Raw genomic sequence first — 22365 nt, forward strand, 5'->3', positions numbered from 1 at the left:
ATGAGCATCGAAGGACTTCAGGCCGCCCAGCAGAAGATGGCCGACGCCGGGGTCGCGCAGACCGCGATCGACGTCTTCTCCCACTACTACGGTCAGCTCGAGGACGGGGTGACCGGCACGATCCCCGAGGACACCATCGAGCCCTATCTGGACCCCACCCACCTCGAGGACGTGAAGATCGACGTCGCCGAGGCGAAGCAGGTCTTCGACAAGCTCGCGATCATCAACCTCAACGGCGGGCTCGGCACCTCGATGGGCCTGGACCGTGCGAAGTCGCTGCTGCCCGTGCGGGACGGGAAGAGCTTCCTCGACCTCATCGTCGAGCAGGTCCTCGCCGCCCGCCGCGGCACGAACTCCCGCCTGCCGCTGATCTTCATGAACTCCTTCCGCACCCGCGAGGACACCCTCGAGGTGCTCTCGAAGTACCCCGACCTGCCCGTCGGCGACCTGCCGCTCGACTTCCTGCAGAACAAGGAGCCCAAGCTCCGCGCCGACGACCTCAGCCCGGTCAGCTGGGACGCGGATCCGGATCTCGAGTGGTGCCCGCCCGGCCACGGCGACATCTACACCGCCCTGCAGACCTCCGGCCTGCTGCAGCAGCTGCTCGACGCCGGCTTCAAGTACGCCTCGGTCTCCAACTCCGACAACCTCGGCACGGTCCCGAGCCCCGTCCTGGCCGCCTGGTTCGCCTCGACCGGCGCGCCCTACGCCGCCGAGCTGTGCCGCCGCACCCCCGCGGACCGCAAGGGCGGTCACCTCGCGGTGCGCAAGGCCGACGGACAGCTCATCCTGCGCGACACCGCGCAGACCCCCGCCGAGGAGATGGACTACTTCACCGACGAGCACCGCCATCCGTTCTTCCACACCAACAACCTGTGGTGGGACCTCGAGCAGCTGGACGCGATCCTCAAGGAGCGCGACGGCGTCATGGGCCTGCCGCTGATCCGCAACGAGAAGACCGTCGACCCCTCCGACAAGACCTCCACGCCTGTCTACCAGATCGAGTCCGCGATGGGCGCCGCGATCGAGGTGTTCGACGGCGCGACCGCGATCGTCGTCGGCCGCGACCGCTTCCTGCCCGTGAAGGCGACCAGCGACCTGTTCCTGATCCGTTCCGACGCCTACGCGCTCGACGAGCGGGGCGCCCTCGTCCAGCAGGTCGGTGCCGCGCCGTCGATCTCCCTGGACTCCGGCTCCTACAAGCTCATCCATGACTTCGAGGCACGCTTCCCCGAGGGCGTGCCCTCGCTCAAGGAGGCCACCAGCCTCGACGTGCAGGGCGACTGGACCTTCGGGGCCGACGTCGAGATCGTCGGCGACGCCGTGCTCGGGACCGAGGGCGGCGAGGTCCCCGGCGGCGCCCGCGTGGGCACCGTCTCCGCCGGCTGAGCCCGGCCTGGGTCGTCTGAGCCCGACCGGCGCCGGCTGGGCCCCGCCCCGACCGCTCCCGAATCGGCAGCGACCGGATCTCATCACCGAGTGCTGCATCTGGACCGCTATGAGGCAGACATAGCGGTCCAGATGCAGCACTCGGCGCGTGCCCGGGGGGCGCGGTGCGCATCCGGGGGATTCGGCCTCGGCCGAAGGCATCCTCGGCCCCGGCGCTCTCGGCTGGGGAGGATGCATCGCGCATGTCACCTGACCTCGACGTTGTGGATGGCGGCTCTCGGAACGTGGCGCGTCCGCCGATCCTCGTGGCATGGCACGCGCCCCGTCCCCTCTGCCCGATGCGCTGCCCCATGCCGTGCTCAGCACCCAGGAGATGCTCGCGGCCGGGGTCAGCAGATCACGGCTCCGATGCGCCGACCTCCGTCCCCTCGCGCCCGGGCTCTGGGTGCGAGTGGACCGCGAGCTGACCGAGCGCGAGATCGTCGCGGCGCTGTGCCGGAAGGACCCCCGTGCGTTCGCGGCGGGCCTCACCGCCGCCCGGCTCTGGGGCTTCCCGCTGCCGGGCGTCCTCGACCAGCAGGTGACCGAGGCACCGAGGCAGTCCCGCGTGGTCCGCGGGCGGGTCGTCCACCGACCCGGAGGGAGGAGATCCGTCGACGGACGGATCCACATGGCGCGTCCCGACACTCAGCGACGTGAGACGGCGCTGCTGCGGTGGAGCCGTGTGAGATGCGCCGTCGTCAGCATCGAGGACCAGCGCGGACGAGCGCCGTCGGTGCGACTCATGACCCGTCTGCGGACCTTCCTCGACCTCGGTGGCGTGCTCCGGGTCGACGCCCTGGTCGCCATCGGGGACCACCTCGTGCGTCGGCCTCGACCTGAGTTCGAGGGCCGCTCGGTCCCGTACTTCACGATCGACGAGCTGACGGCAGCGGCCCGGACGTACGACGGACGCGGGGCGCGGCGACTGAGGGAGGCGGTGGCGCAGGTGAGGATGAGCAGCGACTCCCCGCCGGAGACGGCGCTGCGCCTCGCCATGGTCGCGGCAGGCCTGCCCGAGCCGCTCGCGAACGCGGCCGCGCAGCAGGAGGTCGAGGGCGGAAGGATCATCGATCTCGGGGAGCCCGATCTGCACTGGCCCCAGTGGAAGATCGCGCTCGAGCACGACGGCCCGACGCACCTGGACCGCAAGCAGCAGGCCAAGGACGTGGCCCGGGGAGACCGTCGCCGGGAGGCCGGCTGGGTGGAGCTGCGCACCACCGCCGACGACCTCCCGCAGGGCTGCCTGCGGGCGGTGCAGAAGGTGCGCAGGGAGCTGCTGCGCCGCGGGTGGAGCCCTGCCGCGGGCTGAGCGACGGGAGCCGGGTGCGCTCGACCTCGGTCGCTGGGGCCGGGACCCGGAGCATGGCAGGGAGCGCTGCTGCGGCCTGGGCCGGGGGCGGTGGAACACCGAGTGCTGCATCTGGACCGTTATGACGGCCTCATAGCGGTCCAGATGCAGCACTCGGCGTGGCCGGCGCCCCTGTGGCCGAGGATCGTGTGGCCGGTGCGCCTGCGGCCGGCACCCCTGGGCCGACGCCCCTGTGGCCGGCGCCCCGGTCGAGCGGGGCCGAGGTCAGCGGGTCGCGGGACGCGGGGCGGGCTGGTCGTCACGCACCAGCAGGTCGCCGATCGGCGGATCGGTGACCCAGCGGGTCGCACGGGAGACGATCCCCGAGCCGAGCACGAGGGCGAACAGGATCCCTGCGACCACGAGCACGAGCGGGCCCCACCAGCTCTCGATCCATCCGGGAAGCTGCTCCGCGTACCGGATCGGCAGCAGCAGCACGGGATGGAGCAGGTAGATCGTCAGGGACCGGGTGCCCAGGGCGGTCAGGGGCGAGCTGCCTCGCGGAGTGAGCAGCAGCAGGCCGAGCGCACCGATCACGCCGGCGGCGAGGACCAGCAGGCGCAGGAGGAGGTTCACGGGGATGCTGCCCTCCTCCGGATACGGCTCGCGGAGGAAGAACCACGAGTCCCGGATCTCGTCCCGCAGCAGGAAGGAGCAGCCCAGCGCACCGACCATCACCAGCGCACCGAGCCAGCGCCGACGCACCGCCCGCAGCCGCTCGAGCATCTCCGGCGTGCTCACCAGCCCGAGCACGAAGAACGGCAGCATCCCCGCGGCGCGCCCCAGGGTGAAGGTGCCGTCGAGGTCCTGGTCCAGCGGGGCGATCACCGAGATCGCCACCGCGATCACGAGCGGGTGGCGCAGGCTGCGCAGCACCGGGGAGGCCAGCCGCCACAGCAGCAGGGCCAGGAGGAACCACAGCGTCCACGCCGGCTGGACCAGCTGCAGCGAGAAGTCCTGCCCGAGCAGCAGGGCCTTGCCCGCCTCGTGCACCGTCTGGAAGATCGCATAGGGCACCACGATCGCCGTCAGCAGGCGCTTCACCTGCCGCGGCTCGTTGCGATAGCTGCGCGAGAGATGGCCGGAGATCATCACGAAGGCGGCCATGTGGAAGGAGTAGATCGCCGTGTAGAGCGTGTCGCCGAGAACGGTCCCGAGCACCTCGAAGCACTCGAGCGTGTGCCCCACGACCACCAGGATGATCAGCAGGCCTCGGGCGTTGTCCAGATAGGGGTCCCGAGCGCGCGGGGCGGTGTTCGGTGCGGGCATCGGCTCCTCCGGGGACGGCGGCGGACCGCAGAAGGCTACGGTGTCGAGCCGCGATCCGCCTCCAGGCGCGCCCGAGGGCCGACCGCCGGGGGCTGCTCGCCCGCGGGTCGCCCTCTCGCCCCAGTGCTCGGACTCGCGGGCCCGGGATCAGGCGGGGCCGCGCGCCCAGCCGCGGCCGCCGGTGAGGTCCAGCGGATGCGGCAGCGGATTGCCGTAGCGGTGGTCCGTCGCGCTGATCGCCTGCTCGTGCAGGAAGGTCAGCAGCTCGACCCGGCCCGAGGCGAGGACCGGGCCGGTGAACAGGGCCACCTCGACCCGCCCCGCATGCGCCTCGCGCAGCGCGTCGTCGACCTCGCCGAGCACCCGCACCCGGCGCTGGCGCAGCTGCCCGAACCGGGCGGCGAAGCCGGCCGCGTCCTCGCGGACCACGCCGGCCTCCGGGACGTCCTCCTCCAGGGCCGTGCGCCGCAGCTCCTCGTCGGCGACGGAGACCTCGACCTCGGATCCCGCGATGCTGGCGGCGTGCAGCACGCGGCTCAGCTCGAGCGGGGAGGTGCCGTCGGCGGCCCGGACCAGCACCGGCAGCGGCAGATGGCGCAGCACGTTGATCTCCCCGTGCAGGTCCTGCTCGTCGCGCGGCGCGAAGCGGCCGGCGATCTCGGCCAGGTCCGAGGCCCGGGCCGCCTCCAGCCAGCCCTGCGGATCCTCGACGCGGGACGGGACGGCGGGGGAGTCCGCGAGGTCCTGCAGGTGGACCAGGTAGTTCGGCCCGCCGGCCTTCGCAGTCTGCCCGATCGCGGAGCGCTTCCAGCCGCCGAAGGGCTGGCGCTGGACGATCGCGCCGGTGATGCCGCGGTTGACGTAGAGGTTCCCGGCCTCGACGTGCTCGGTCCACCACGCGATCTCGGCCGGCTCCAGGGAGTGCAGCCCGGCGGTGAGGCCGTAGTCGGTGCCGTTCTGCATCCGCACGGCGTCCTCGAGGGTGTCGGCGTGCATGATCCCGAGGACCGGGCCGAAGTACTCCGTGCGATGGAAGGCCGAGCCCTCCTGCACGCCGATGCGGACCCCCGGGGTCCACAGCCGGCCCTCCTCGTCCAGACGGCGCGGCTCGGCCAGCCAGCTCTCGCCCTCGCCGAGCTCGGACAGGCCTGCGGCGAGCTTCTCGCCGGGCGGTTCGATGACCGGCCCCATCCGCACCGTCGGGTCCACCGGCTCGCCCACCTCGAGGGAGAGCACCGCATCGGCGAGCTGGGCGTTGAAGCGGCGGGAGCGGGAGACGGAGCCGACCGTGATCACCAGGCTCGCCGCCGAGCACTTCTGGCCCGCGTGGCCGAAGGCCGAGGCGGCCACGTCCCGCGCGGCGAGGTCCAGATCCGCCTGCGGCGTGACGATGATGGCGTTCTTGCCGCTGGTCTCGGCGAGGATCCGCAGCTCCGGACGCCAGGAGGCGAAGAGGGACGCGGTGTCGTAGGCGCCGGTGAGGATCAGCTGGTCGATGCGGGGATGGGCGATGAGGGAGCGTCCCACCTCGTCCTCCGCCACGTCCACGAGGGTGAGCACTCCCTCGGGCACCCCGGCCTCGCGGAACAGGCGGCCCAGCAGCGCCCCGCAGCGACGGGCCTGCGGCGCCGGCTTCATGATCACGGCGCTGCCGGTGACGAGCGCGGCCATGGCACCTCCCGTCGGGATCGCGACGGGGAAGTTCCACGGCGGGGTGACCAGCGTCAGCGGTCGTGGGGCGAGGGCGAGGTCCTGCTGCGCGGCGAGGCGCTCGGCCTGCTCCGCGTAGAACAGCGCGAAGTCGATCGCCTCGCTGACCTCCGGGTCCCCCTGCTCGAGGGTCTTCCCGGTCTCCGCCGCCATGACCTCCAGCAGCTCGGCCCGGTGCGCGGCGAGGGTCCCGGCGACCCGGCGCAGCACCAGGGCGCGCTTCTCGACCGGCATCGCCGCCCAGGCGGGCTGCGCCGCGAGCGCCGCCCGGACCGTCTCCTCGACCTGCGCGGTCGTCTCCCTCCGGGCGGCGCGCACCTCCTGCTCGCCGAGCTCCGAGCTGCGGATCCGACGGGTGATCCGTGCGGCCCACTCCTGGTTCGCGGCGGTGGAGAGGTCGGTGTCCGGGGTGCTGCGGAAGGCGCCCGGCAGCGCAGGCAGCGCCGGGGTGCCCAGCTCGAGCCGGTGCCCCTCCTCGGCCGTGCGGTCCTGGATGCGGTGGGTGGCGGGGGCGTCCTCGGTCAGGGCGAGATCGAGGGCGCGGGAGAAGCGCTCCTCCTCCCTGGCGAACAGCTCCTCGGAGCTGTCGAGGTCGAAGGCCGCCGAGAGGAAGTTCTCCGAGGAGGCGTTCTCCTCGAGGCGGCGCACCAGATAGGAGACGGCCACGTCGAAGTGCCGGGGATGGACGATCGGCACGTACAGGCGCATCGTCCCGGTCGCCTCGTGGACCACGGCCTGCTGCCCCGGCGCCATCCCGGCGAGCATCTCGAACTCGATGCCGTGCCCGGGTCCGGAGGGGATTCCGCGCTCGGCCATCAGCAGGTGGGCGAAGGCGACGTCGAAGAGGTTGTGCCCGGCGATGCCGAGGTGCACGGCCTCGAGCAGCGCGGGATCCAGCGCGTCCATGAGGATCCGCTTGTACTGCGCGTCGGTGGCGAGCTTCGAGGGCAGCGGTGCCTGCGGCCAGCCGTGCACGGCGGCATCCACCTGCTCCATCGCGAGATTCGCCCCCTTGACCAGACGCACCTTCAGCGGCGCCCCGCCGTCGGCGACGCGGCGCTCGGCGAAGCGGCGCACCCGCGCCATCGCCGTCGGCGCATCGGGCAGATAGGCCTGCAGCACGATCCCGGCGTGGAGCTGGGCGAGCTCGGGCCGGTCCAGGAGCTTCTTGAAGACCTGCAGGGTCAGCTCGAGGTCGCGGTACTCCTCCATGTCGAGGTTCAGGAAGGTGGGGGAGTCGGCGCGGGCCGCCTCGAGATAGACCGGCAGCAGGGTCTCGACCACATGGTCGACCGTCTCCGCCGTGCCCCACAGCGGCAGGTGCTCCACGATCGAGGACACCTTGATCGAGACGTAGTCGACGTCGGGCCGGGCGACGATCTCCCGCACCCCGCGCAGGCGCCGCGCGGCCTCCTGCGCGCCCAGCACGGCCTCGCCCAGCAGGTTGATGTTCAGGGTCGTCCCGTCGGCCGTGAGCCGGGTGAGGGAGGAGGTCAGCGGGCCCGGGCGTGCGTCGAGGATGAGGTGGGAGACCATCCTGCGCATGACGGCGCGGGCGGTGGGGACCACGACGGAGGGCGCGAGGCGCGAAGCGGCGCCGCCGAGGCCGACGACCCGGCGCAGCGCGGCGGGCAGGAAGGCCGGGGGATCCTGCGCCAGGCGGCGCAGCTCGACGGCCGCCGCGCGGGGGTCCTCGGGGCGGATCACCCGGTCGACGAAGGCCAGCGTGAAGTCGAGCCCCTTCGGGTCGCGCAGCAGGTCCGACAGCAGCGCGGCCGCCCCGGGGACCGGTCGGTCGGCGGCGTCCCGGACCCAGGCGCGCACCTGCGCGGAGACGTCCTCGGTGCTCAGCGCGGTCGAGCGCAGGTCGTCGCGTGCGGAGGGCGGAGGGGGCAGCGGGGACAACTCGGGTCTTCTCCTCGATCGCAGAGCTCGCCTCGGCCCGCGGGGCCGCCGGCGCGGGCGTCGTCGCCCGTCCTCTGATCGTAGATCCTCCCGCGGCCGACAGCGGTCGCGAGGAAGGCATCCCGCAGAGCGGGGCGGCTGTGACACGATGCGGGAGCACACCGGAGGACCATCCACCCGACGCCACTGGAGGCATCGATGAAGAAGTTCATTTTCCTGGCCGGTCTCGGCATCGGCTTCGTGATCGGGTCCCGTGCGGGACGCGGCCCCTACGAGTCCCTCGAGCGCACCGCCCGGCAGGTGGCCGACGATCCCGAGGTCCAGCGCCGCGCCGCGCAGGCCAAGGACACCGCCAGCAGGGTCGCGCAGGACACGGCCGAGACCGTCAAGGAGAAGGCACCCGAGGTCGCCGCCGCCGCGCAGACCACGGTCGCGGGCGCGGCCGACGCCGCCAAGCACCGCCTGTCCCACCGCACCGACGCGACGCCGGATGCGGGCGCGGAGGAGAGCGCGGACGCCGCTGCGGACAGCGCCGCCGCCGGCGGCGACGCGGAGGTCGGGGAGGACAAGCCCCTCAGCTCCTGAGCTGGCCGCCGAGCGCTCAGCGGCGCGTCGGTCTCACCCCAGCACGGTGACGCCGGCGCGTCGCTGCTCGTCCATGAAGCAGGGCCCGCACAGCGACATGTACGTCACCGCGCCCGACTCGCCGTCGTCGATCGCGACCTGATCCCCCTCGAAGACGAAGCGCTCCCCGATCCGGCGGCAGTTGAACTCCGCCTGCGAGCCGCAGCGGCACATCGTGGGGAGCTTCTCGACGTTGTCCGCGAGTTCGAACAGCCTCGCCGCACCCGGGAAGGTCGCGGTGCGGAAGTCGGTGCGCAGCCCGTAGCAGATCACCGAGATGCCGTCCTGCTTCGCGATGCGGAACAGCTGGTCGATCTGGAGCGGCTCGAGGAACTGCGACTCGTCCACCAGCACGCAGTGCAGCGGTCGCAGCCCCCGCTCGTCCGCGGTGCGGGTGACGCGCTCGCGCAGGTCCTCGCCGGGATGGGCGAGCACGTCCACACGGCGCCTCGCCCCGCCCCGGGCGACCACCCAGTCCTCGCCCTTGGTGTCCAGGGCGGGCTTGACGGTCAGGGTCGCCAGGCCCCGCTCGTCGTAGTTGTAGGCGGTCTTGATGAGCGTGTCGGACTTCCCGGAGTTCATCGCTCCGTACTTGAAGTGCAGCTTGGCCATGGGGTGAGGGGGCTCCGGGGGTCGGGATCGGGGGCGGTGGGGCGCGGGATCAGAAGGCGTCGAGCACGCCGGGGCGGGGTCCGGCCAGCAGAGCGTCCAGCAGCGCTCCGGCCGGCTCGTCGGACTCGGCGTGCAGGCCGAGGCGTCGGGCATCGGCGAGCGAGCGCCCGCCGACCAGCAGCAGCGAGGCCGCGTGGATGTCCAGGCGCACCTCGCCGAGATGCTGCGGGGAGGGCGGGGCGTCCGCGACCGCGGGCGCGGCGGCGACGCGTCCGTCCGAGAGCGAGACGTCGAAGACCCCGCCCGCCCGGCAGGTGCCCGGCGGGACCGTGTCGTCCTCGACCACGAGCCGCAGCGCGCCCGCGAGGCCCGCGGGTGCCGGCCGGGCCGCGAGCGCTGCGGCGGTGTCGATCACGCGCATCATCACCAGCGGCACCGTCCCGGGCGCGGGGCGGGCCCCGGCGCCCGGCAGCACGTCCAGCACCGGGTCCTCGGGGCGCACGCGCAGGCTGACGTGCTCGGCGACGGTCGACCAGGAGCCGAGCACGTGCAGCAGCGCCTGCAGGTCGGACCGGTCGCGGCCCAGGAGCTCGTGGACCTCGAGGCCCGGCCCGTCCCCGCCGCGGCGGGTCCACGAGAGATATCCGCGGTCGCGACCGGAATCGTCCACGAGCAGCAGCGCCTCCCAGCCACCGCCCGGCAGCCCCTCGGGGAACAGCGGCCCCTCCCGGCGCAGCATCGCGTTGTCCCCGGCGGTCAGCTCCTCGTACAGCGCGCGCAGGCGCGGCATCGTGGCGGCGGTGACCGGGACCGTGCGCCGCCCCGGCACTGCCCGCAGGTGCTGGAGGTCCAGCAGCGGGACCACGAGGGTCTGCCCGCGCGCGACCACCTGGTAGCCGTGGCGGCGGTAGATCTCCGGATTCGAGGGGTAGAGCATCGACAGCGGCATCGACTCCTCGGCGCAGCGCGCGATCACTCCCGTGAGCAGCTGTCCGAACAGCCCTTCGCCGCGATGCGCGGGATGCACGGCCAGACCGGCGATGCCGCCGCAGCGGGCCCGCCCGCCGCCCAGGGAGATCTCGTCGTGACGGATCGTGGCCCCGGCGGCGAGCACCCCGTCGGCCCCGCCGGGCCGGTCCGCGGAGTCGATGCCGAGCACGGTGCGACCGGCGCCGAAGGGCGCGGCGGAGGCAGGATCACAGGGGTCGACGACGCCGCCGAACGCCCCGGCGGTCAGGAGTCGATAGGCGAGGGCGTCCTCGGCGGAGAGTTCTCGGACGGGCATGCGGGAGAGTCTAGGGGCGCCCGACTGTTGCATACTTGCCGGGCGAGAGACCCCCGAGGAGGTGCCATGAGCCCACGCCGCCGAAGCGGCTCCGACCCGTCGTCCGGACAGGGGGGCCGCAAGCCGCTGACCCGCCCCAACAGCGCCCAGCGCGGGGGCAGGGAGGCGCTGTCCCGACGCTTGTCCGCAGGGGATCCGCGCAGCGAGCAGTCCCCGCAGCGACGGGTCCCGGTGGGGCTGTCCACCTCCTCGGTCTTCCCCTCCGGCGTCGAGGAGGCGTTCCGCCTCGCCGCCGAGATCGGGTACGACGGGATCGAGGTGATGGTGTCCTATCCGCGCGACAGCCAGGACCCGGACCTGCTGCGCGAGTACAGCCGTCGCTACGACCAGCCGATCCTGTCCCTTCACGCCCCGACCCTGTTCTTCCTGCAGGGGCTGTGGGGCCGGGACGCCTGGGTGAAGATCGAGCGCACGATCGAGATCGCCGAGGAGCTCGGCGTGCCCACGATCGTCGCCCATCCGCCCTTCCGCTGGCAGGGGAAGTACGCGCACGGCTTCGTCGAGGGCGTCGCCCGGCTCGAGGCGGAGCACGACATCGCGATCGCGGTGGAGAACATGTACCCGTGGCGGCTCGGGGTGCGGGAGCTGCTGAACTACCTGCCCGACCACGACCCGACCGACGAGGACTACGCCCATGTCACCGTCGATCTCTCCCATGCGGCCACCGCGGGGGACGACGCGCTGGCGATGATCGACCGGCTCGGCGACCGCCTCACCCATCTGCACCTCGCCGACGGGTCCGGCAACACCACCAAGGACGAGCACCTCGCCCCGGGCGAGGGGAACCAGCCCTGCGCCGAGGTGCTGCGCCGCCTGGCCAACCGCGGCTGGGAGGGCTCGGTGCTGCTCGAGGTGACCACGAGCCGCGACCCCGTCGCCCGCGAGCGCACCCTGCGCCAGTCCCTCGCCTTCGCCCGCCACCATCTGGGCCACCACCTCGAGGACGGCGACGTGGGATCGGACACCCCCTGAGCGGCTCTCCAGGGTCCGGTGTGAGAATGGCGGGTGCATGTGCCGGGCACGGCGCGGCCGCCATGCATCCAGGACACGCACACGACTGACCGAACGACGAGGTAGCGCAGGCAGATGGGGAACGGCAACACAGGGATCGTCCATGCGAACACGAGCCTGCTCGCGGTCGAGGGATCGCTCCCGCAGGTGACGGTGAGCTCGGACGAGATCGACGAGATGCTGGCCCCGGCCCGCAAGCGGCTGCGGCTGCCCAAGGGCGTGCTGCAGCGCGTCGCGGGCGTCTACGAGCGCAAGTGGTGGCGCGATCGCGAGAACGGCTGGAAGCAGGGCGTCGTGCTCGCCGCCGAGCGTGCGATGGCCAAGGCCGGGATCATGCGCGACCAGGTGGGGCTGCTCATCAACGCCTCCGTCTCCCGCCGCCACCTCGAGCCCGCGGTCTCCACCGGCATCCACCACTCGCTCGGCCTGCCGCCGGCGTGCATGAACTTCGACATCACCAACGCCTGCCTCGGATTCGTCAACGCGATGACCATGGCCGCCGGCATGATCGACTCCGGCCAGGTGAAGTACGCGCTGATCGTCGGCGCCGAGGACGTCGAGGACGTCCAGCGCGGCACGATCGAGCGGCTGAACGCCAAGGGCTCCACCCGCGCCGACTTCAACAACCAGTTCGCCTCGCTCACCCTCGGCTCCGGCGCCGCCGCCGCCGTGCTCGGCCCGGCCGACGAGCACCCCGAGGGGCACCGGCTGAAGGTCACCCAGGCCCGCTCCGGCACCGAGCACCACGAGCTGTGCGTGGCGAACATGGAGGACATGCGCACCGACTCCAACGGCCTGCTCGAGAACGGCATCAACCTGATCGTGGACACCTGGAAGGCCGCGAACGAGTCCGGGCTCGACTTCAAGAGCGTCGACTACGTGATCCCGCACCAGGTGTCGATGGTCTACACCCGCAACTTCTCGAAGATCACCGGGGTGGGGATGGAGCGCATCCCCGTCACCTTCCCGGACTGGGGGAACATCGCCGCGGAGGCGGTGCCGATGACCCTCGCGCACATCCAGGACGACATCGAGCGCGGCCAGCGCGTGCTGCTGATGGGCGTCGGCTCCGGTCTGAACACGGCGATGATGGAGGTCCAGTGGTGACCAGCACCCGATCCACCGAGATCCCCGACCTGCCGGGCCTGGACCCGTCCCTGCACCGCACCGCGGAGGTGCGCGACCACACCGGCGAGCTGCGGCAGTGGCACCTGCTGGACTCCGGCCCCTGGCTCGCCGAGCGCGGCATCTCCCCGCGCGGCACCCTCCTGGCCGTCCACGGCAACCCCACCTGGTCCTTCCTGTTCCGCTCCCTCGTGCGCGAGGACATCCCCTGGCGGCTGATCGCCGTGGACCAGCTCGAGATGGGCTACTCCGAGCGGACCGGCCTGAAGCGTCGCTACCAGGACCGCATCACCGATCTCTCGCTGCTGACCGACGCGCTGTCCCTGCACGGCCCGGTCGTCACCGTCGGCCACGACTGGGGCGGGCTGATCTCGACCGGCTGGGCGCTGGACAACCGCCACGACGTGGTCGGCATGATCCTCACCAACACCGGCGTGCACCAGCAGATCGAGGAGGCGCTGCCGAGGGCGCTGCAGCTGGCGACCACGCCCGGCTTCCGCACCGCCTCGACCTCGCTCACGGACGCCTTCCTGCGCACCACCCTCGCGCTGTCGAAGCCCGCGCTGCCCCGCGAGGTCCAGGACGCCTATCTCGCGCCCTATCGCACCCGCGCGCGTCGGCGCGGCATCGACCAGTTCGTCGCCGACATCCCCGCCGCCGCGGACCATCCCTCCCGCCCCACCCTCGAGCGCGTCGCCGAGGGGCTCACCGAGCTGCGCGTGCCGACGCTGCTGGCCTGGGGCCCGCGCGACATCACCTTCTCCGACCGCTTCCTGCGCGACCTCATCGAGCGCGTCCCCCACGCCGATGTGCACCGCTTCGAGGGCGCCTCGCATCTGGTGTGGGAGGACGCCGACGTCGCCGGCCTCGTCGCCCGGTGGCTCGAGACCACCTTCGGCACCGCCGAGGAGCCCCGCACCGAGGCGCCCTCCTGGCGGCCCGTCTCCGCCTACGCCGAGGAGGTGCCCGCCGCCCCGATCGGCGAGTCCATCGCGCGCCTGGCTGCGGACCCCGTCCATGCCCACCAGGCGGCCGTGGTCGAGCTCGGCGCCGACGACGACGGCAGCCGGGAGATCTCCTGGTCGCTGCTCCATCGCCGCGTCGAGGACATCGCCGCGGGCCTGCTCGGCCACGGGGTGCTCCCCGGGGACCGGGTGAGCCTGCTGATCACGCCCGGTGCCGACCTCACCGGAGTGCTCTACGCCTGCTTCCGGATCGGTGCGGTGGCCGTGGTCGCCGATGCGGGCCTGGGCACGCAGGGCCTCACCCGCGCCGTGATCGGCTCCCACATCGACTGGCTGATCGGGATCCCGAAGGCGCTCGTCGGCGCCCGCGCGATGGGCTGGCCCGGACGGCGCCTCAGCGTCGAGCAGCTCCCGACGGTGGACCGCGTCGCCCTCGGCGTCGAGACCTCGATCGCGGAGCTCGCCCGCTCCGGCGCCCTGCAGCGCGAGCTGGGTGCCCCGCTGGACGTGCCCCACCCCGATCCGGACTCGGACGCCGCGGTGCTGTTCACCTCCGGCTCGACCGGGCCCGCCAAGGGCGCCGTCATGACCCACCGCCAGCTCAGCGCGATGTTCGCCGCCGTCGGCGACACCCTGGACCTCGCCCCTGAGCGGGGCCTGGTCGCGGGCTTCGCGACCTTCGCGCTGCTCGGGCCCGCCCTCGGCGCGCCGACGGTCGTGCCCGACATGGACATCACCCGGCCCGGCGAGCTCACCGCCCCGGCGCTGGCCGCCGCGATCGGCGCGCTCGGCCGTCCGGCCGTGTTCACGGCCCCGGCCGCGCTGCGGAACATCCTGGACACCGCCGGTCAGCTCGACGCGGAAGGACGCGCGGCGATGGCGGGCGCGGCGAGCTTCTTCTCCGCCGGCGCCCCGATCCCCGCTCACCTCCTGCGCGGCCTCGCGGACCTCATGCCCGAGGCGAAGGCGCTGACCCCCTACGGCATGACCGAGTGCCTCGCCGTCGCCGCGATCGACCTCGAGGGGATCGACGCGGCCGGAGAGGGCTCCGGCGTGTGCGTCGGCGCCCCCGTGCCCCGGGTCGAGATCGCGATCGCGGCCATGGACGACGAGGGCCGCACCACCGGCGAGATCACCGAAGCGGCCGGGGAGCGCGGTGAGATCCTCGTCCGCGCCCCGCACGTGCGCGACCGGTACCTCATGCTGTGGGGCACCACGCACACCTCCATGCGCTTCGAGGGCTGGCACGCCACCGGCGACGTCGGCCACCTCGATGAGGCCGGGCGGCTCTGGGTCGAGGGGCGCGCCGCGCACGTCCTCGCGACCGCCGACGGGCTGTTCACCCCCGTCCAGGTCGAGGAGGCCGCCGAGGCCGTGCCGACCGTGCGCCGCGCCGGCGCCGCCGTCGTCGGCCCCCGCGGCACCCAGCAGGTCGTCGTGATCCTCGAGACCGAGGAGGGGCACCGCCCCGGGAAGGCGGCGCGCCCCCGCCCCGCGGCCACCTCCCTGCAGGAAGCCGTGCGCCGCTCCGTGCGCGAGCGCGCCGGGGTCGAGGTCGTGGCGGTGTTCGTCACCCGCTGCCTGCCCACCGACATCCGCCACAACTCGAAGATCGACCGCGCGGCGCTCTCGCGCTGGGCCGAGCAGACCCTGCGCGGCGAGCGGGCGGAGTCCCTGTGAGCGCCCCGACCATCGTGGTCACCGGCGCCTCGGGCATGCTCGGCGGCGCCGTCGCGGCCGCCCTGCGCGACCGCGGCGCGACCGTGCGCGCCTTCCAGCGCCGCCCCGCCGGGATCGACGGGGTCGAGGACGTCTGCGGCTCCCTGACCGAGGCGGAGGACGTGCGCCGGGCCGTGCGCGGCGCGGACGCGGTGGTCCATCTCGCCGCGAAGGTCTCGATCTCCGGCCCGGAGAGCGAGTACCGGGCGATCAACATCGCAGGCACCGCGCACGTGCTCGACGCGCTGCGCGACAACGGCGGCGGGACCCTCGTGAACGTCTCCACCCCCTCGGCCGCGCACCTGGGCCGCGCCATCGTGGGCCTGGACGCGACGCCGGCGGATCCGGAGCGGGCCCGCGGCCCCTACGCCCGCACGAAGGCGGCCGCCGAGCTGCTCGCGATGGAGGCCGACGGGGTCGACGGGATCGCCGTGACCTCCGTGCGCCCCCACATCGTGTGGGGCCCCGGCGACACCCAGCTCGTCGGCCGCATCGTCGACCGCGCCGCGAGAGGGCGCCTGCCCCTGCTGGACGAGGGCATGGCCCTGATCGACACGACCTACGTCACCAACGCCGCCGATGCGATCGTCGCCGCGCACGACCGGATCGAGGACGTGCACGGGCAGAGCTTCGTGATCTCCAACGGCGAGCCCCGCACCGTGCGCGACGTCTTCGCGGGCTGGTGCGAGGCCGCGGGCGTGCCCGCCCCGACCCTGCGCGTGCCGGGCCGTCTCGCCCGCTTCGCCGGACGCGTCATCGAGAAGGTGTGGGAGAAGCGTCCGGGGCACGACGAGCCCCCGATGACGGAGTTCCTCGCCGAGCAGATGTCCACCGCCCACTGGTTCGACCAGCGCCGCACCCGCGCGCTGCTGCAGTGGACTCCGCGCGTGAGCATGGACGAGGGAAACGCGCATCTCGCGGCCTGGTTCCGCGAGCACCCCGTCCTCTGACCCCCACCCGTCACCGAGCACGGAAGTCGAGCCCATGAGCGAGAAGCCCTCCGAGAACACCGCCGACGAGGCCGCGCTGCGCGCCGAGATCGATGCGGAGCTCGCCGCCGAACGGGCGACGCGTCCCCGGGCGAGCAGCCGCCTGACCGGCCTGGTGCTGCTGCTGGGCGGGCTCGTGGGCTGGCTCGCCGCCCTCGAGCTGCAGGTGGGCAAGGAGTTCCTGCTCGCGAACCCCGGGGAGAGCCTCGCCTGCGACGTGAACCCCTTCATCTCCTGCGGCGACGTCATGATGACCTGGCAGTCCTCGGCGCTGGGCATCCCGAACATGGCCATCGGCCTCGGGGGCTTCGCGATCATGGGAGTCGCCGGGGCGCTCATGCTCTCCGGCACGGCGCTGCCGACCTGGTTCCGCTGGGCGCGGCTGGGCGGGATGACCTTCGCCTTCGGCTACGTGCACTTCCTGGCGATCTCCGCGATCTTCGTGATCCGTGCGCTGTGCCCCTGGTGCATGGTGGTCTGGGCGGTCACGGCGCCGATGTTCTTCGCGACCCTCGCCCGCACCGTCGAGCACGGCGACCTGCGCCTTCCCGCCCCGCTCGCGGGGCTGCTGCGCCGCTGGGTGCTGCTGTCCGCGGCGTGGTACCTGCTGGTGATCGTCGTGATCGCCGCCGCGTTCTGGCGGCAGTGGCTGGTCGTGCTCGGGATCGGCTGAGCCCGCGGGGTCCGCGGGCCTCACGACCTCTCCTCCACAGCACCCCGTCGTCCCCAGCGCGCCGCCCCACCGGGACGGCGGTGACCGCTCGCGCCTAGGTTCGCGGGCATGGGAGCACCATCGGGCCTCGAGGAACGCAGCCGCGCCGGCCGTCATCGCCGCACCGGCGAGCCGCTGATCCGCCGTCGCGACCACAGCGCAGAGCGGACGCGCCGCCGCCTGCCCTTCCCGACCCCGCCGCTGTCGGCCCTGATCGGCATCGCCGTGCTCGTGCTGATCGGCGCCGGCGTCATCCATCTCTCCGGCACCGGCTCCGCGATCCCGCAGGAGGAGGTCGTGGCCCCGGTCGCCGAGGCCGGGGCCGGTTCGGACCCGCCTCCGGAGCCGGGGGAGGCGGAGGAGGTCGGGTCGGGGGAGAGCCCCGCCGCCGACCCGGAGCAGAGCGAGCCCGCGGAGCTCGTCGTCCACGTCTCCGGCGCGGTCGCCTCCCCGGGAGTGGTGCGCCTGCCCGGCGGCTCCCGGGTCGACGACGCCCTCGGCGCCGCCGGCGGCCCGACCGACGAGGCCGAGCTCGCCGCCGTGAACCTCGCCCGTCCCCTCGTCGACGGCGAGCAGATCCACGTCCCCGTCCCCGGGGAGGAGCCGCCGGCATCGAGCGGCCCGGTGACCGGCGGCGACACGGCTCCGGGGGCGCCCGGCGCGGGGGAGGGCGGGGGAGGGGACGGTGCGAGCAGCGGCGCGATCGACCTGAACTCCGCGAGCGCGACCGAGCTCGAGGAGCTGCCCGGGGTGGGCCCCGCCATCGCCCAGCGCATCATCGAGCACCGCGAGCAGAACGGCCCCTTCGAGAGTGTCGACCAGCTCGAGGAGGTCTCCGGCATCGGCCCCGCGACGCTCGAGAAGCTCCGCGACGAGGCGACGGTGTGAACGGGGCGAGCGCATGAGCCGAGCCGATCTGCGCCTCCTGCCCGGGGCGACCTGCGTGTGGGCGCTCGCGGTGCTCGGCATCACCGCCGGAGGCGCCGCGGCGATCGCCGCCGGAGCCGTGCTGGTCTCCCTCGCGCTGACCGCCCTGACCCTGCTCGGCCCCGCCCGTGCGGCCCGCACCGTGCTCTCCCACCTCGCCCTCGTCGGGCTCGCCGCCCTGCTGCTGATCCCGGCGCTGCTGCGGCACGACGACTCCTCCGGGCAGCTCGAGCAGGCCGCCGCCGACGGGCTCGTCGCCGAGCTGACGGTCGTCGCGAGCGCGGACCCGGCCGCCCCGAGCGGCGGCCCCGAATGGTCCCGCAGCGGCCTGCAGATGCGCGCCCGCATCGTCCCGGGACCCGCTCGGATCGGCCGCGATCAGGTGACGCTCCGCGCCGCGGTGCCGGTGCTGGTGCGCGCCGACGGCGAGGCGGCCGAGCAGCTCGGACGTATCCGCGACGGAGAGCGCGCCGAGCTCCGCGCCGCGGTCACGGGCGATGAGTCCCTGCGCATCCTCCGGGCCACCGAGGTGCGCCCCGCCGACGGCGCGGGAGGCGACGGGCCGGGCTCTGCGCGCCACCGCCTGCGGGAGATCGCCCGGCAGGCGACCGCGCAGCTGCCGGACGACGAGGCCGCGCTCGTGCGCGGCATGACCACCGGGGACACCAGCGGCATGGGCGAGCGGGCCGAGGAGATCATGCGCCGGGCCGGGATCTCGCATCTCGTGGCGGTCAGCGGCGCGAACATCGCGCTGGTCCTCGCCGCGGTGCTCGGCCCGATGCTGCTCGCCGGCGTGCGGCGCAGGCCCCGCCTCCTCGTCGCCGCCGCAGTGGTCGCCGGCTACGTGTGGCTGGTCGGCGACGAGCCGAGCGTGCAGCGGGCTGCGACCATGGCCGCCCCGCTCCTGGCCGCGCGCTTCGCCGGGGTGCGCGCCTCACCGGTCGCCGCTCTCGCCCTCACCGTCGCGCTGTGGTCCGTGCTGGACCCCGTCACCGCCGCCTCGATCGGCTTCCTGCTCTCCGCCCTCGCCACCGGCGCGATCCTGCTCGCCGCCCCGCCGCTCGCCCGGACGCTCGAGCAGATGAGCCGGGGCCGGATCGGCCGCACCACGGCGCTCGTGATCGCGGTGCCGCTCGTCGCGCAGGCCGCCTGCACGCCCGTGCTGATCCTGCTCGCCCCGGAGGTGTCGGTCTGGGCGGTGCCCGTGAACATGCTGGTCGCCCCGCTGGTCGGGCCGTCGACCGTGCTCGGGCTGATCGCGCTGCTGCTCGGGGTGGTCTGGCCGGGCGGGGCGGCGCTGCTGTACGGGATCGCCGCCGGCGGTGCCCATCTCGTGCTGCTGACCGCCCGCACGGCCGATGCCCTGCCGGGCTCCCGGATCGCGGTGCCGGAGGGGACCATGGGCGTGCTCGGTGCCATCGCGGTGCTGCTGGTCGCGGGGATCGCCCTCGCCGCCCGGCACCGGCCGATGGTGCGCTGGGGTGTCGCGGTGCTGCTGGTCATCGCGCTCGCCCCCGGGATCGGGCGGATGCTGCCCACGTCGCGCCCGGAGAGCTGGAGCCTCGCCCTGTGCGCCGTCGGGCAGGGCGACGCCCTCCTGCTCCGACCGGCAGGGGCGGCCCGAGCCGGACCGACCGTGCTCGTGGACACCGGGCCCGAGCCGGATGAGCTGCGCGCCTGCCTGGACCTGCTGCGGGTGAAGAGCATCGACCTGCTCGTGCTCACCCACCCCCACGCCGACCACATCGGCGGCAGGGCCGCGCTGACGGGGGAGCGGGCCCCGCACGAGCAGTGGGTGTGCCCTCTGCCCGCCGCCGCTGCGGGCGTCGTCCCCGGCGCTCCCGTCGAGATCGCCACGACAGGGAGGCGCTGGGAGCGGGACGGACTCGCCCTGCGCGTGCTGTGGCCGGACTCCGCCGAGGCGGCGGAGAGGGCGAGCGCCGCCGAGCACGGCTCGGGGGAGGGCGATGCCGCGAACGACTGCTCGATCGCCCTCGAGGTGCTCTGGCCCGACGGCACCCGGCTGGTTACCCTCGGCGACCTCGAGCCGGCCGGGCAGGAGCAGGTCGCCGCCGGATCGCCCGGTGAGGCCGACATCGTCAAGGTCGCCCACCACGGCTCGCGCTTCCAGCACGCGCCGCTGTACGAGCAGCTCGACCCCGATCTCGCCCTGGTGCCGGTCGGGAAGGAGAACACCTTCGGCCATCCCACCGAGGAGACGCTCGCCCTGGTCCGGGGCCTCGGTGCCCGGGTGCTCCGCACCGACGAGCACGGCACCGTCGTGCTCCCCACGGGCGAGGACGCCGAGCCGCGGAGCGTCGGCCCGGCCCGCTAGGATCGTGCAGTCCCCCTGAGCAGTGAGGAGCTCACCATGAGCGATGTCGAGTGGCACAGCGTCGCCCTCGCACCGATCGTGCTCGTCCACGGCACCGAGGGCCTGATCGCCGATCGCGCCGTCCAGCGCCTGCGCGCACTGGCGAAGGAGGCCGATCCCTCGGTCGAGGTCCACGACCTCTCGGGGGAGTCCCTCGGCGCCGGCGCCCTCGCCCAGGTCGCGAGCCCCTCCCTCTTCGGCGAGCCGCGGCTGGTGGTCGTGCCCGAGCTGCAGTCCGCCCCCGACGCGCTCGTCCTGGAGCTGCTGGACTACGTGAAGGCGCCCGAGCAGGACGTCACCCTCGTGCTCGTCCACCGCGGCGGCAACCGCGGCAAGAAGCTCCTGGACGCGCTGAAGAAGGCGGGCGTGCCCCGGGTGGACGCGAGCCCGGTCAAGCGCGCCGCCGACAAGCAGGCCTTCGTCGCCGCCGAGTTCGCGCGGGCCCGACGCCGCATCCAGCCCGAGGCGGCCGTCGCGCTCGTGGACGCCTTCGGCACCGATCTCGCAGAGCTCGCCGCGATCAGCCGCCAGCTCATCGAGGACTCCACCCCGGAGCCCGGCCAGCAGGCCGAGCAGGTCACCGTCTCCGACGTCCGCGCCCTGACCTCCGGGCGCGTGGAGTCGACCGCCTTCGCCGTCGCCGATGCCGCGATCGCGGGGAAGGAGCAGGAGGCCCTCCAGCTGCTGCAGCAGGCCCAGCTCGCCGGCGCCGACCCGGTCCCGATCGTCGCGGCGATCGCCTCGAAGGTGCGGTCGCTCGCGAAGGTCTCCGCACCCGGCGCGACGCCCCGCTCCCTCGGGATGCCCGACTGGATGCTGCGCAACCTCTCCCGGGAGGCGAGGAACTGGAATGACCGCTCCCTGGCCCGGGCGATCGAGGCTGTCGCCCGCGCGGACCACGAGGTCAAGGGGGCCGGGCGCGATCCGCGCTGGTCGGTGCAGCGAATGGTCATGGAGCTGTGCCGGGCGCGCCGCGCCCGCTGAGCACCGGCACGAGCTCCCCCGGACATGAGGAAGCCCGGTGCGCATCGCTGCGCACCGGGCTCCCGGCGCCCCGGAGGGCCGGCCCCTCAGGGGCCGATGATCACTTGGCGACGCCCGCGACCAGCTTGGCGAGACCGGACTTGCGGTTCGCGGCCTGGTTCTTGTGGATGACGCCCTTGGACACGGCCTTGTCGAGCTTGCGCGAGGCGGACTTCAGCGCCTCGTCCGCGGCGGCGGCGTCGCCGGTGGAGACGGCGGCCTTGACCTTGCGGACGTAGGTCTTCAGCTCGGACTTGACGGCGCGGTTGCGCAGACGAGCCTTCTCGTTCGTCGCGTTGCGCTTGATCTGGGACTTGATGTTTGCCACGAAGACTCTTCTCCAGTGTTGCTGAGGTGGATCATCCCGGACTGCCGAGGAACGGAGCCGACGGGGACGGCGGTGGGGAATCGCCTGGAGACGTCGGCACCGGAGTCGCTGCCACGGGTACTCGCCCGGGTCGCACGGACCGCCCAACCCCTGAGACACTTCGGGAGGACACCCCTGCGCACACCGAACGGTATGTCACACATACGAGGAGAGATGCTAGCAGAGGCCCAGGTGCAGGCCTGTGCAGGTGTGCGGCGTGTCTCCCGCCGGCCCCGCGGGCGCTCCCGCTCAGCTCGTGGCGCGCACGGCCGCGACGACGCGGTCGAAGCGCTCCCGGTCCAGCCGCGCCCCCTCCCGGCGCACCGCTGCGGGGGACAGGCGCAGCAGCCGGTCGGCGCGCACCTCGGAGGGGCGCCCCTGTCGGTCCCAGTCGCCGGCGCCGATGTCCACCCAGGTGGCGCCGTGCTCGTCGGTGCGCGTCGCGCCCGCCTCGGTGCGATCGCGCGAGGTGAGCATGAGCGAGACCAGCACGGTGCCGGAGCCGTCCGTGCCGCCGACGGCCGCGTCCTCCTCGGCGAGCACGAGCACCGGACGGTCCTTCCCGCGGGTGGTGTCCTCCTCGTAATGCACCCACGCCCAGACGATCTCGCCCGGATCGGGGCGGTCGTCCTCGTGCGGGTCGTAGCTCGGGCGCAGTGGGACGCCCGGGCGGCGGTCGGCGAGCGCGGCGGAGCCGTCGGCCCCTCGGCTGTCGACCCCTCGAGGGTCGGGCGCCTGACCGGATCCGGCGCGGTCCCCGGCGCCGCGCTGCTGCTCGGCGGCGCGCAGCGCGGCGCGTCCGAGGCCCCGCACGCCCCGCCGCACCGAGGGGTCGCGGGCGAGGGAGCGCACGGTCGAGGACAGCCGGGAGAGCAGCGACATGGTTCTCGCTTCCTGGGCGGAGCGCCC

General features: G+C 73.8%; 17 protein-coding genes. 11 read left to right on the top strand and 6 right to left on the bottom strand.

Annotated features, from left to right (window positions below):
• A complete protein-coding gene (locus D1648_RS10895; protein ID WP_122941640.1) occupies positions 1 to 1389 on the top strand; it encodes a UTP--glucose-1-phosphate uridylyltransferase in 1389 nt (462 codons plus the stop codon).
• Positions 1390 to 1699: 310 nt separating this feature from the next.
• Positions 1700 to 2740, top strand: coding sequence for a hypothetical protein (locus tag D1648_RS10900; protein WP_122941642.1), 1041 nt, complete (start codon positions 1700 to 1702; stop codon positions 2738 to 2740).
• A gap of 264 nt (positions 2741 to 3004) precedes the next feature.
• On the opposite strand, the gene D1648_RS10905 is transcribed toward D1648_RS10900, so the two are convergent.
• Together D1648_RS10905 and D1648_RS10910 are read right to left on the bottom strand one after the other, a co-directional pair.
• Positions 3005 to 4048: an acyltransferase family protein gene (locus tag D1648_RS10905; protein ID WP_122941644.1), complete on the bottom strand. Its 1044-nt coding sequence runs from the start codon at positions 4046 to 4048 to the stop codon at positions 3005 to 3007.
• A gap of 147 nt (positions 4049 to 4195) precedes the next feature.
• On the bottom strand, positions 4196 to 7663 hold the full coding sequence (locus tag D1648_RS10910) for a bifunctional proline dehydrogenase/L-glutamate gamma-semialdehyde dehydrogenase (RefSeq protein ID WP_241155449.1): 3468 nt from the start codon (positions 7661 to 7663) through the stop codon (positions 4196 to 4198).
• Positions 7664 to 7861: 198 nt separating this feature from the next.
• On the opposite strand from D1648_RS10910, the gene D1648_RS10915 reads away from it, so the two are divergent.
• Complete coding sequence (locus D1648_RS10915) at positions 7862 to 8248, top strand: hypothetical protein (RefSeq protein ID WP_122941646.1); 387 nt, start codon at positions 7862 to 7864, stop codon at positions 8246 to 8248.
• A 33-nt stretch (positions 8249 to 8281) separates the two neighbouring features.
• Here the strand turns inward: D1648_RS10915 and D1648_RS10920 are convergent, their stop codons facing one another.
• Entirely contained in the window at positions 8282 to 8899 is a 618-nt protein-coding gene (locus D1648_RS10920) for a thymidine kinase (RefSeq protein WP_122941648.1), read from the bottom strand.
• A 49-nt stretch (positions 8900 to 8948) separates the two neighbouring features.
• Positions 8949 to 10184 (bottom strand): enhanced intracellular survival protein Eis, encoded by a 1236-nt coding sequence (gene eis, locus D1648_RS10925; protein WP_122941651.1) that lies wholly within the window; start codon positions 10182 to 10184, stop codon positions 8949 to 8951.
• Positions 10185 to 10250: 66 nt separating this feature from the next.
• Between eis and D1648_RS10930 the strand changes: the two genes are divergently transcribed.
• The 8 genes from D1648_RS10930 to holA all read left to right on the top strand — a co-directional run bounded on the left by D1648_RS10930 (position 10251) and on the right by holA (position 21050).
• A complete protein-coding gene (locus tag D1648_RS10930) occupies positions 10251 to 11216 on the top strand; it encodes a sugar phosphate isomerase/epimerase (RefSeq protein WP_122941653.1) in 966 nt (321 codons plus the stop codon).
• 114 nt (positions 11217 to 11330) lie between these two features.
• Entirely contained in the window at positions 11331 to 12362 is a 1032-nt protein-coding gene (locus D1648_RS10935; protein ID WP_122941656.1) for a 3-oxoacyl-ACP synthase III, read from the top strand.
• Complete coding sequence (locus D1648_RS10940; protein ID WP_370239790.1) at positions 12359 to 15025, top strand: alpha/beta fold hydrolase; 2667 nt, start codon at positions 12359 to 12361, stop codon at positions 15023 to 15025. The genes D1648_RS10935 and D1648_RS10940 overlap by 4 nt, the downstream gene beginning before the upstream one ends.
• On the top strand, positions 15022 to 16014 hold the full coding sequence (locus D1648_RS10945) for an NAD(P)-dependent oxidoreductase (RefSeq protein WP_122941661.1): 993 nt from the start codon (positions 15022 to 15024) through the stop codon (positions 16012 to 16014). The genes D1648_RS10940 and D1648_RS10945 overlap by 4 nt, the downstream gene beginning before the upstream one ends.
• A gap of 34 nt (positions 16015 to 16048) precedes the next feature.
• Positions 16049 to 16726 carry a vitamin K epoxide reductase family protein gene (locus D1648_RS10950; protein WP_122941663.1) on the top strand — a complete coding sequence of 226 codons (678 nt, stop codon included), beginning with the start codon at positions 16049 to 16051 and terminating at the stop codon, positions 16724 to 16726.
• A 108-nt stretch (positions 16727 to 16834) separates the two neighbouring features.
• Positions 16835 to 17653: a ComEA family DNA-binding protein gene (locus D1648_RS10955; RefSeq protein ID WP_122941665.1), complete on the top strand. Its 819-nt coding sequence runs from the start codon at positions 16835 to 16837 to the stop codon at positions 17651 to 17653.
• Positions 17654 to 17666: 13 nt separating this feature from the next.
• Entirely contained in the window at positions 17667 to 20027 is a 2361-nt protein-coding gene (locus tag D1648_RS10960) for a ComEC/Rec2 family competence protein (RefSeq protein ID WP_122941667.1), read from the top strand.
• A 36-nt stretch (positions 20028 to 20063) separates the two neighbouring features.
• Positions 20064 to 21050, top strand: coding sequence for a DNA polymerase III subunit delta (gene holA / locus D1648_RS10965; RefSeq protein ID WP_122941669.1), 987 nt, complete (start codon positions 20064 to 20066; stop codon positions 21048 to 21050).
• Positions 21051 to 21150: 100 nt separating this feature from the next.
• Here the strand turns inward: holA and rpsT are convergent, their stop codons facing one another.
• The gene (rpsT, locus tag D1648_RS10970) at positions 21151 to 21417 is read right to left on the bottom strand and encodes a 30S ribosomal protein S20 (RefSeq protein ID WP_122941671.1); all 267 of its coding nucleotides are present in this window, start codon (positions 21415 to 21417) and stop codon (positions 21151 to 21153) included.
• 288 nt (positions 21418 to 21705) lie between these two features.
• Positions 21706 to 22338 carry a type II toxin-antitoxin system PemK/MazF family toxin gene (locus D1648_RS10975; protein WP_122941673.1) on the bottom strand — a complete coding sequence of 211 codons (633 nt, stop codon included), beginning with the start codon at positions 22336 to 22338 and terminating at the stop codon, positions 21706 to 21708.
• Positions 22339 to 22365: the final 27 nt, after the last annotated feature.

Origin of the sequence: Brachybacterium sp. EE-P12, from assembly GCF_003711805.1 — a bacterium.
In the GTDB taxonomy this organism is placed as follows: domain Bacteria; phylum Actinomycetota; class Actinomycetes; order Actinomycetales; family Dermabacteraceae; genus Brachybacterium.

What these genes read in the sequence shown, in the direction of transcription:
- D1648_RS10895 (WP_122941640.1), top strand. Translation starts at nt 1, where the DNA reads ATGAGCATCGAAGGACTTCAGGCCGCCCAGCAGAAGATGGCCGACGCC.
- D1648_RS10900 (WP_122941642.1), top strand. Translation starts at nt 1,700, where the DNA reads ATGGCACGCGCCCCGTCCCCTCTGCCCGATGCGCTGCCCCATGCCGTG.
- D1648_RS10905 (WP_122941644.1), bottom strand. Translation starts at nt 4,048, where the DNA reads ATGCCCGCACCGAACACCGCCCCGCGCGCTCGGGACCCCTATCTGGAC.
- D1648_RS10915 (WP_122941646.1), top strand. Translation starts at nt 7,862, where the DNA reads ATGAAGAAGTTCATTTTCCTGGCCGGTCTCGGCATCGGCTTCGTGATC.
- D1648_RS10920 (WP_122941648.1), bottom strand. Translation starts at nt 8,899, where the DNA reads ATGGCCAAGCTGCACTTCAAGTACGGAGCGATGAACTCCGGGAAGTCC.
- eis (WP_122941651.1), bottom strand. Translation starts at nt 10,184, where the DNA reads ATGCCCGTCCGAGAACTCTCCGCCGAGGACGCCCTCGCCTATCGACTC.
- D1648_RS10930 (WP_122941653.1), top strand. Translation starts at nt 10,251, where the DNA reads ATGAGCCCACGCCGCCGAAGCGGCTCCGACCCGTCGTCCGGACAGGGG.
- D1648_RS10935 (WP_122941656.1), top strand. Translation starts at nt 11,331, where the DNA reads ATGGGGAACGGCAACACAGGGATCGTCCATGCGAACACGAGCCTGCTC.
- D1648_RS10950 (WP_122941663.1), top strand. Translation starts at nt 16,049, where the DNA reads ATGAGCGAGAAGCCCTCCGAGAACACCGCCGACGAGGCCGCGCTGCGC.
- D1648_RS10955 (WP_122941665.1), top strand. Translation starts at nt 16,835, where the DNA reads ATGGGAGCACCATCGGGCCTCGAGGAACGCAGCCGCGCCGGCCGTCAT.
- D1648_RS10960 (WP_122941667.1), top strand. Translation starts at nt 17,667, where the DNA reads ATGAGCCGAGCCGATCTGCGCCTCCTGCCCGGGGCGACCTGCGTGTGG.
- holA (WP_122941669.1), top strand. Translation starts at nt 20,064, where the DNA reads ATGAGCGATGTCGAGTGGCACAGCGTCGCCCTCGCACCGATCGTGCTC.
- D1648_RS10975 (WP_122941673.1), bottom strand. Translation starts at nt 22,338, where the DNA reads ATGTCGCTGCTCTCCCGGCTGTCCTCGACCGTGCGCTCCCTCGCCCGC.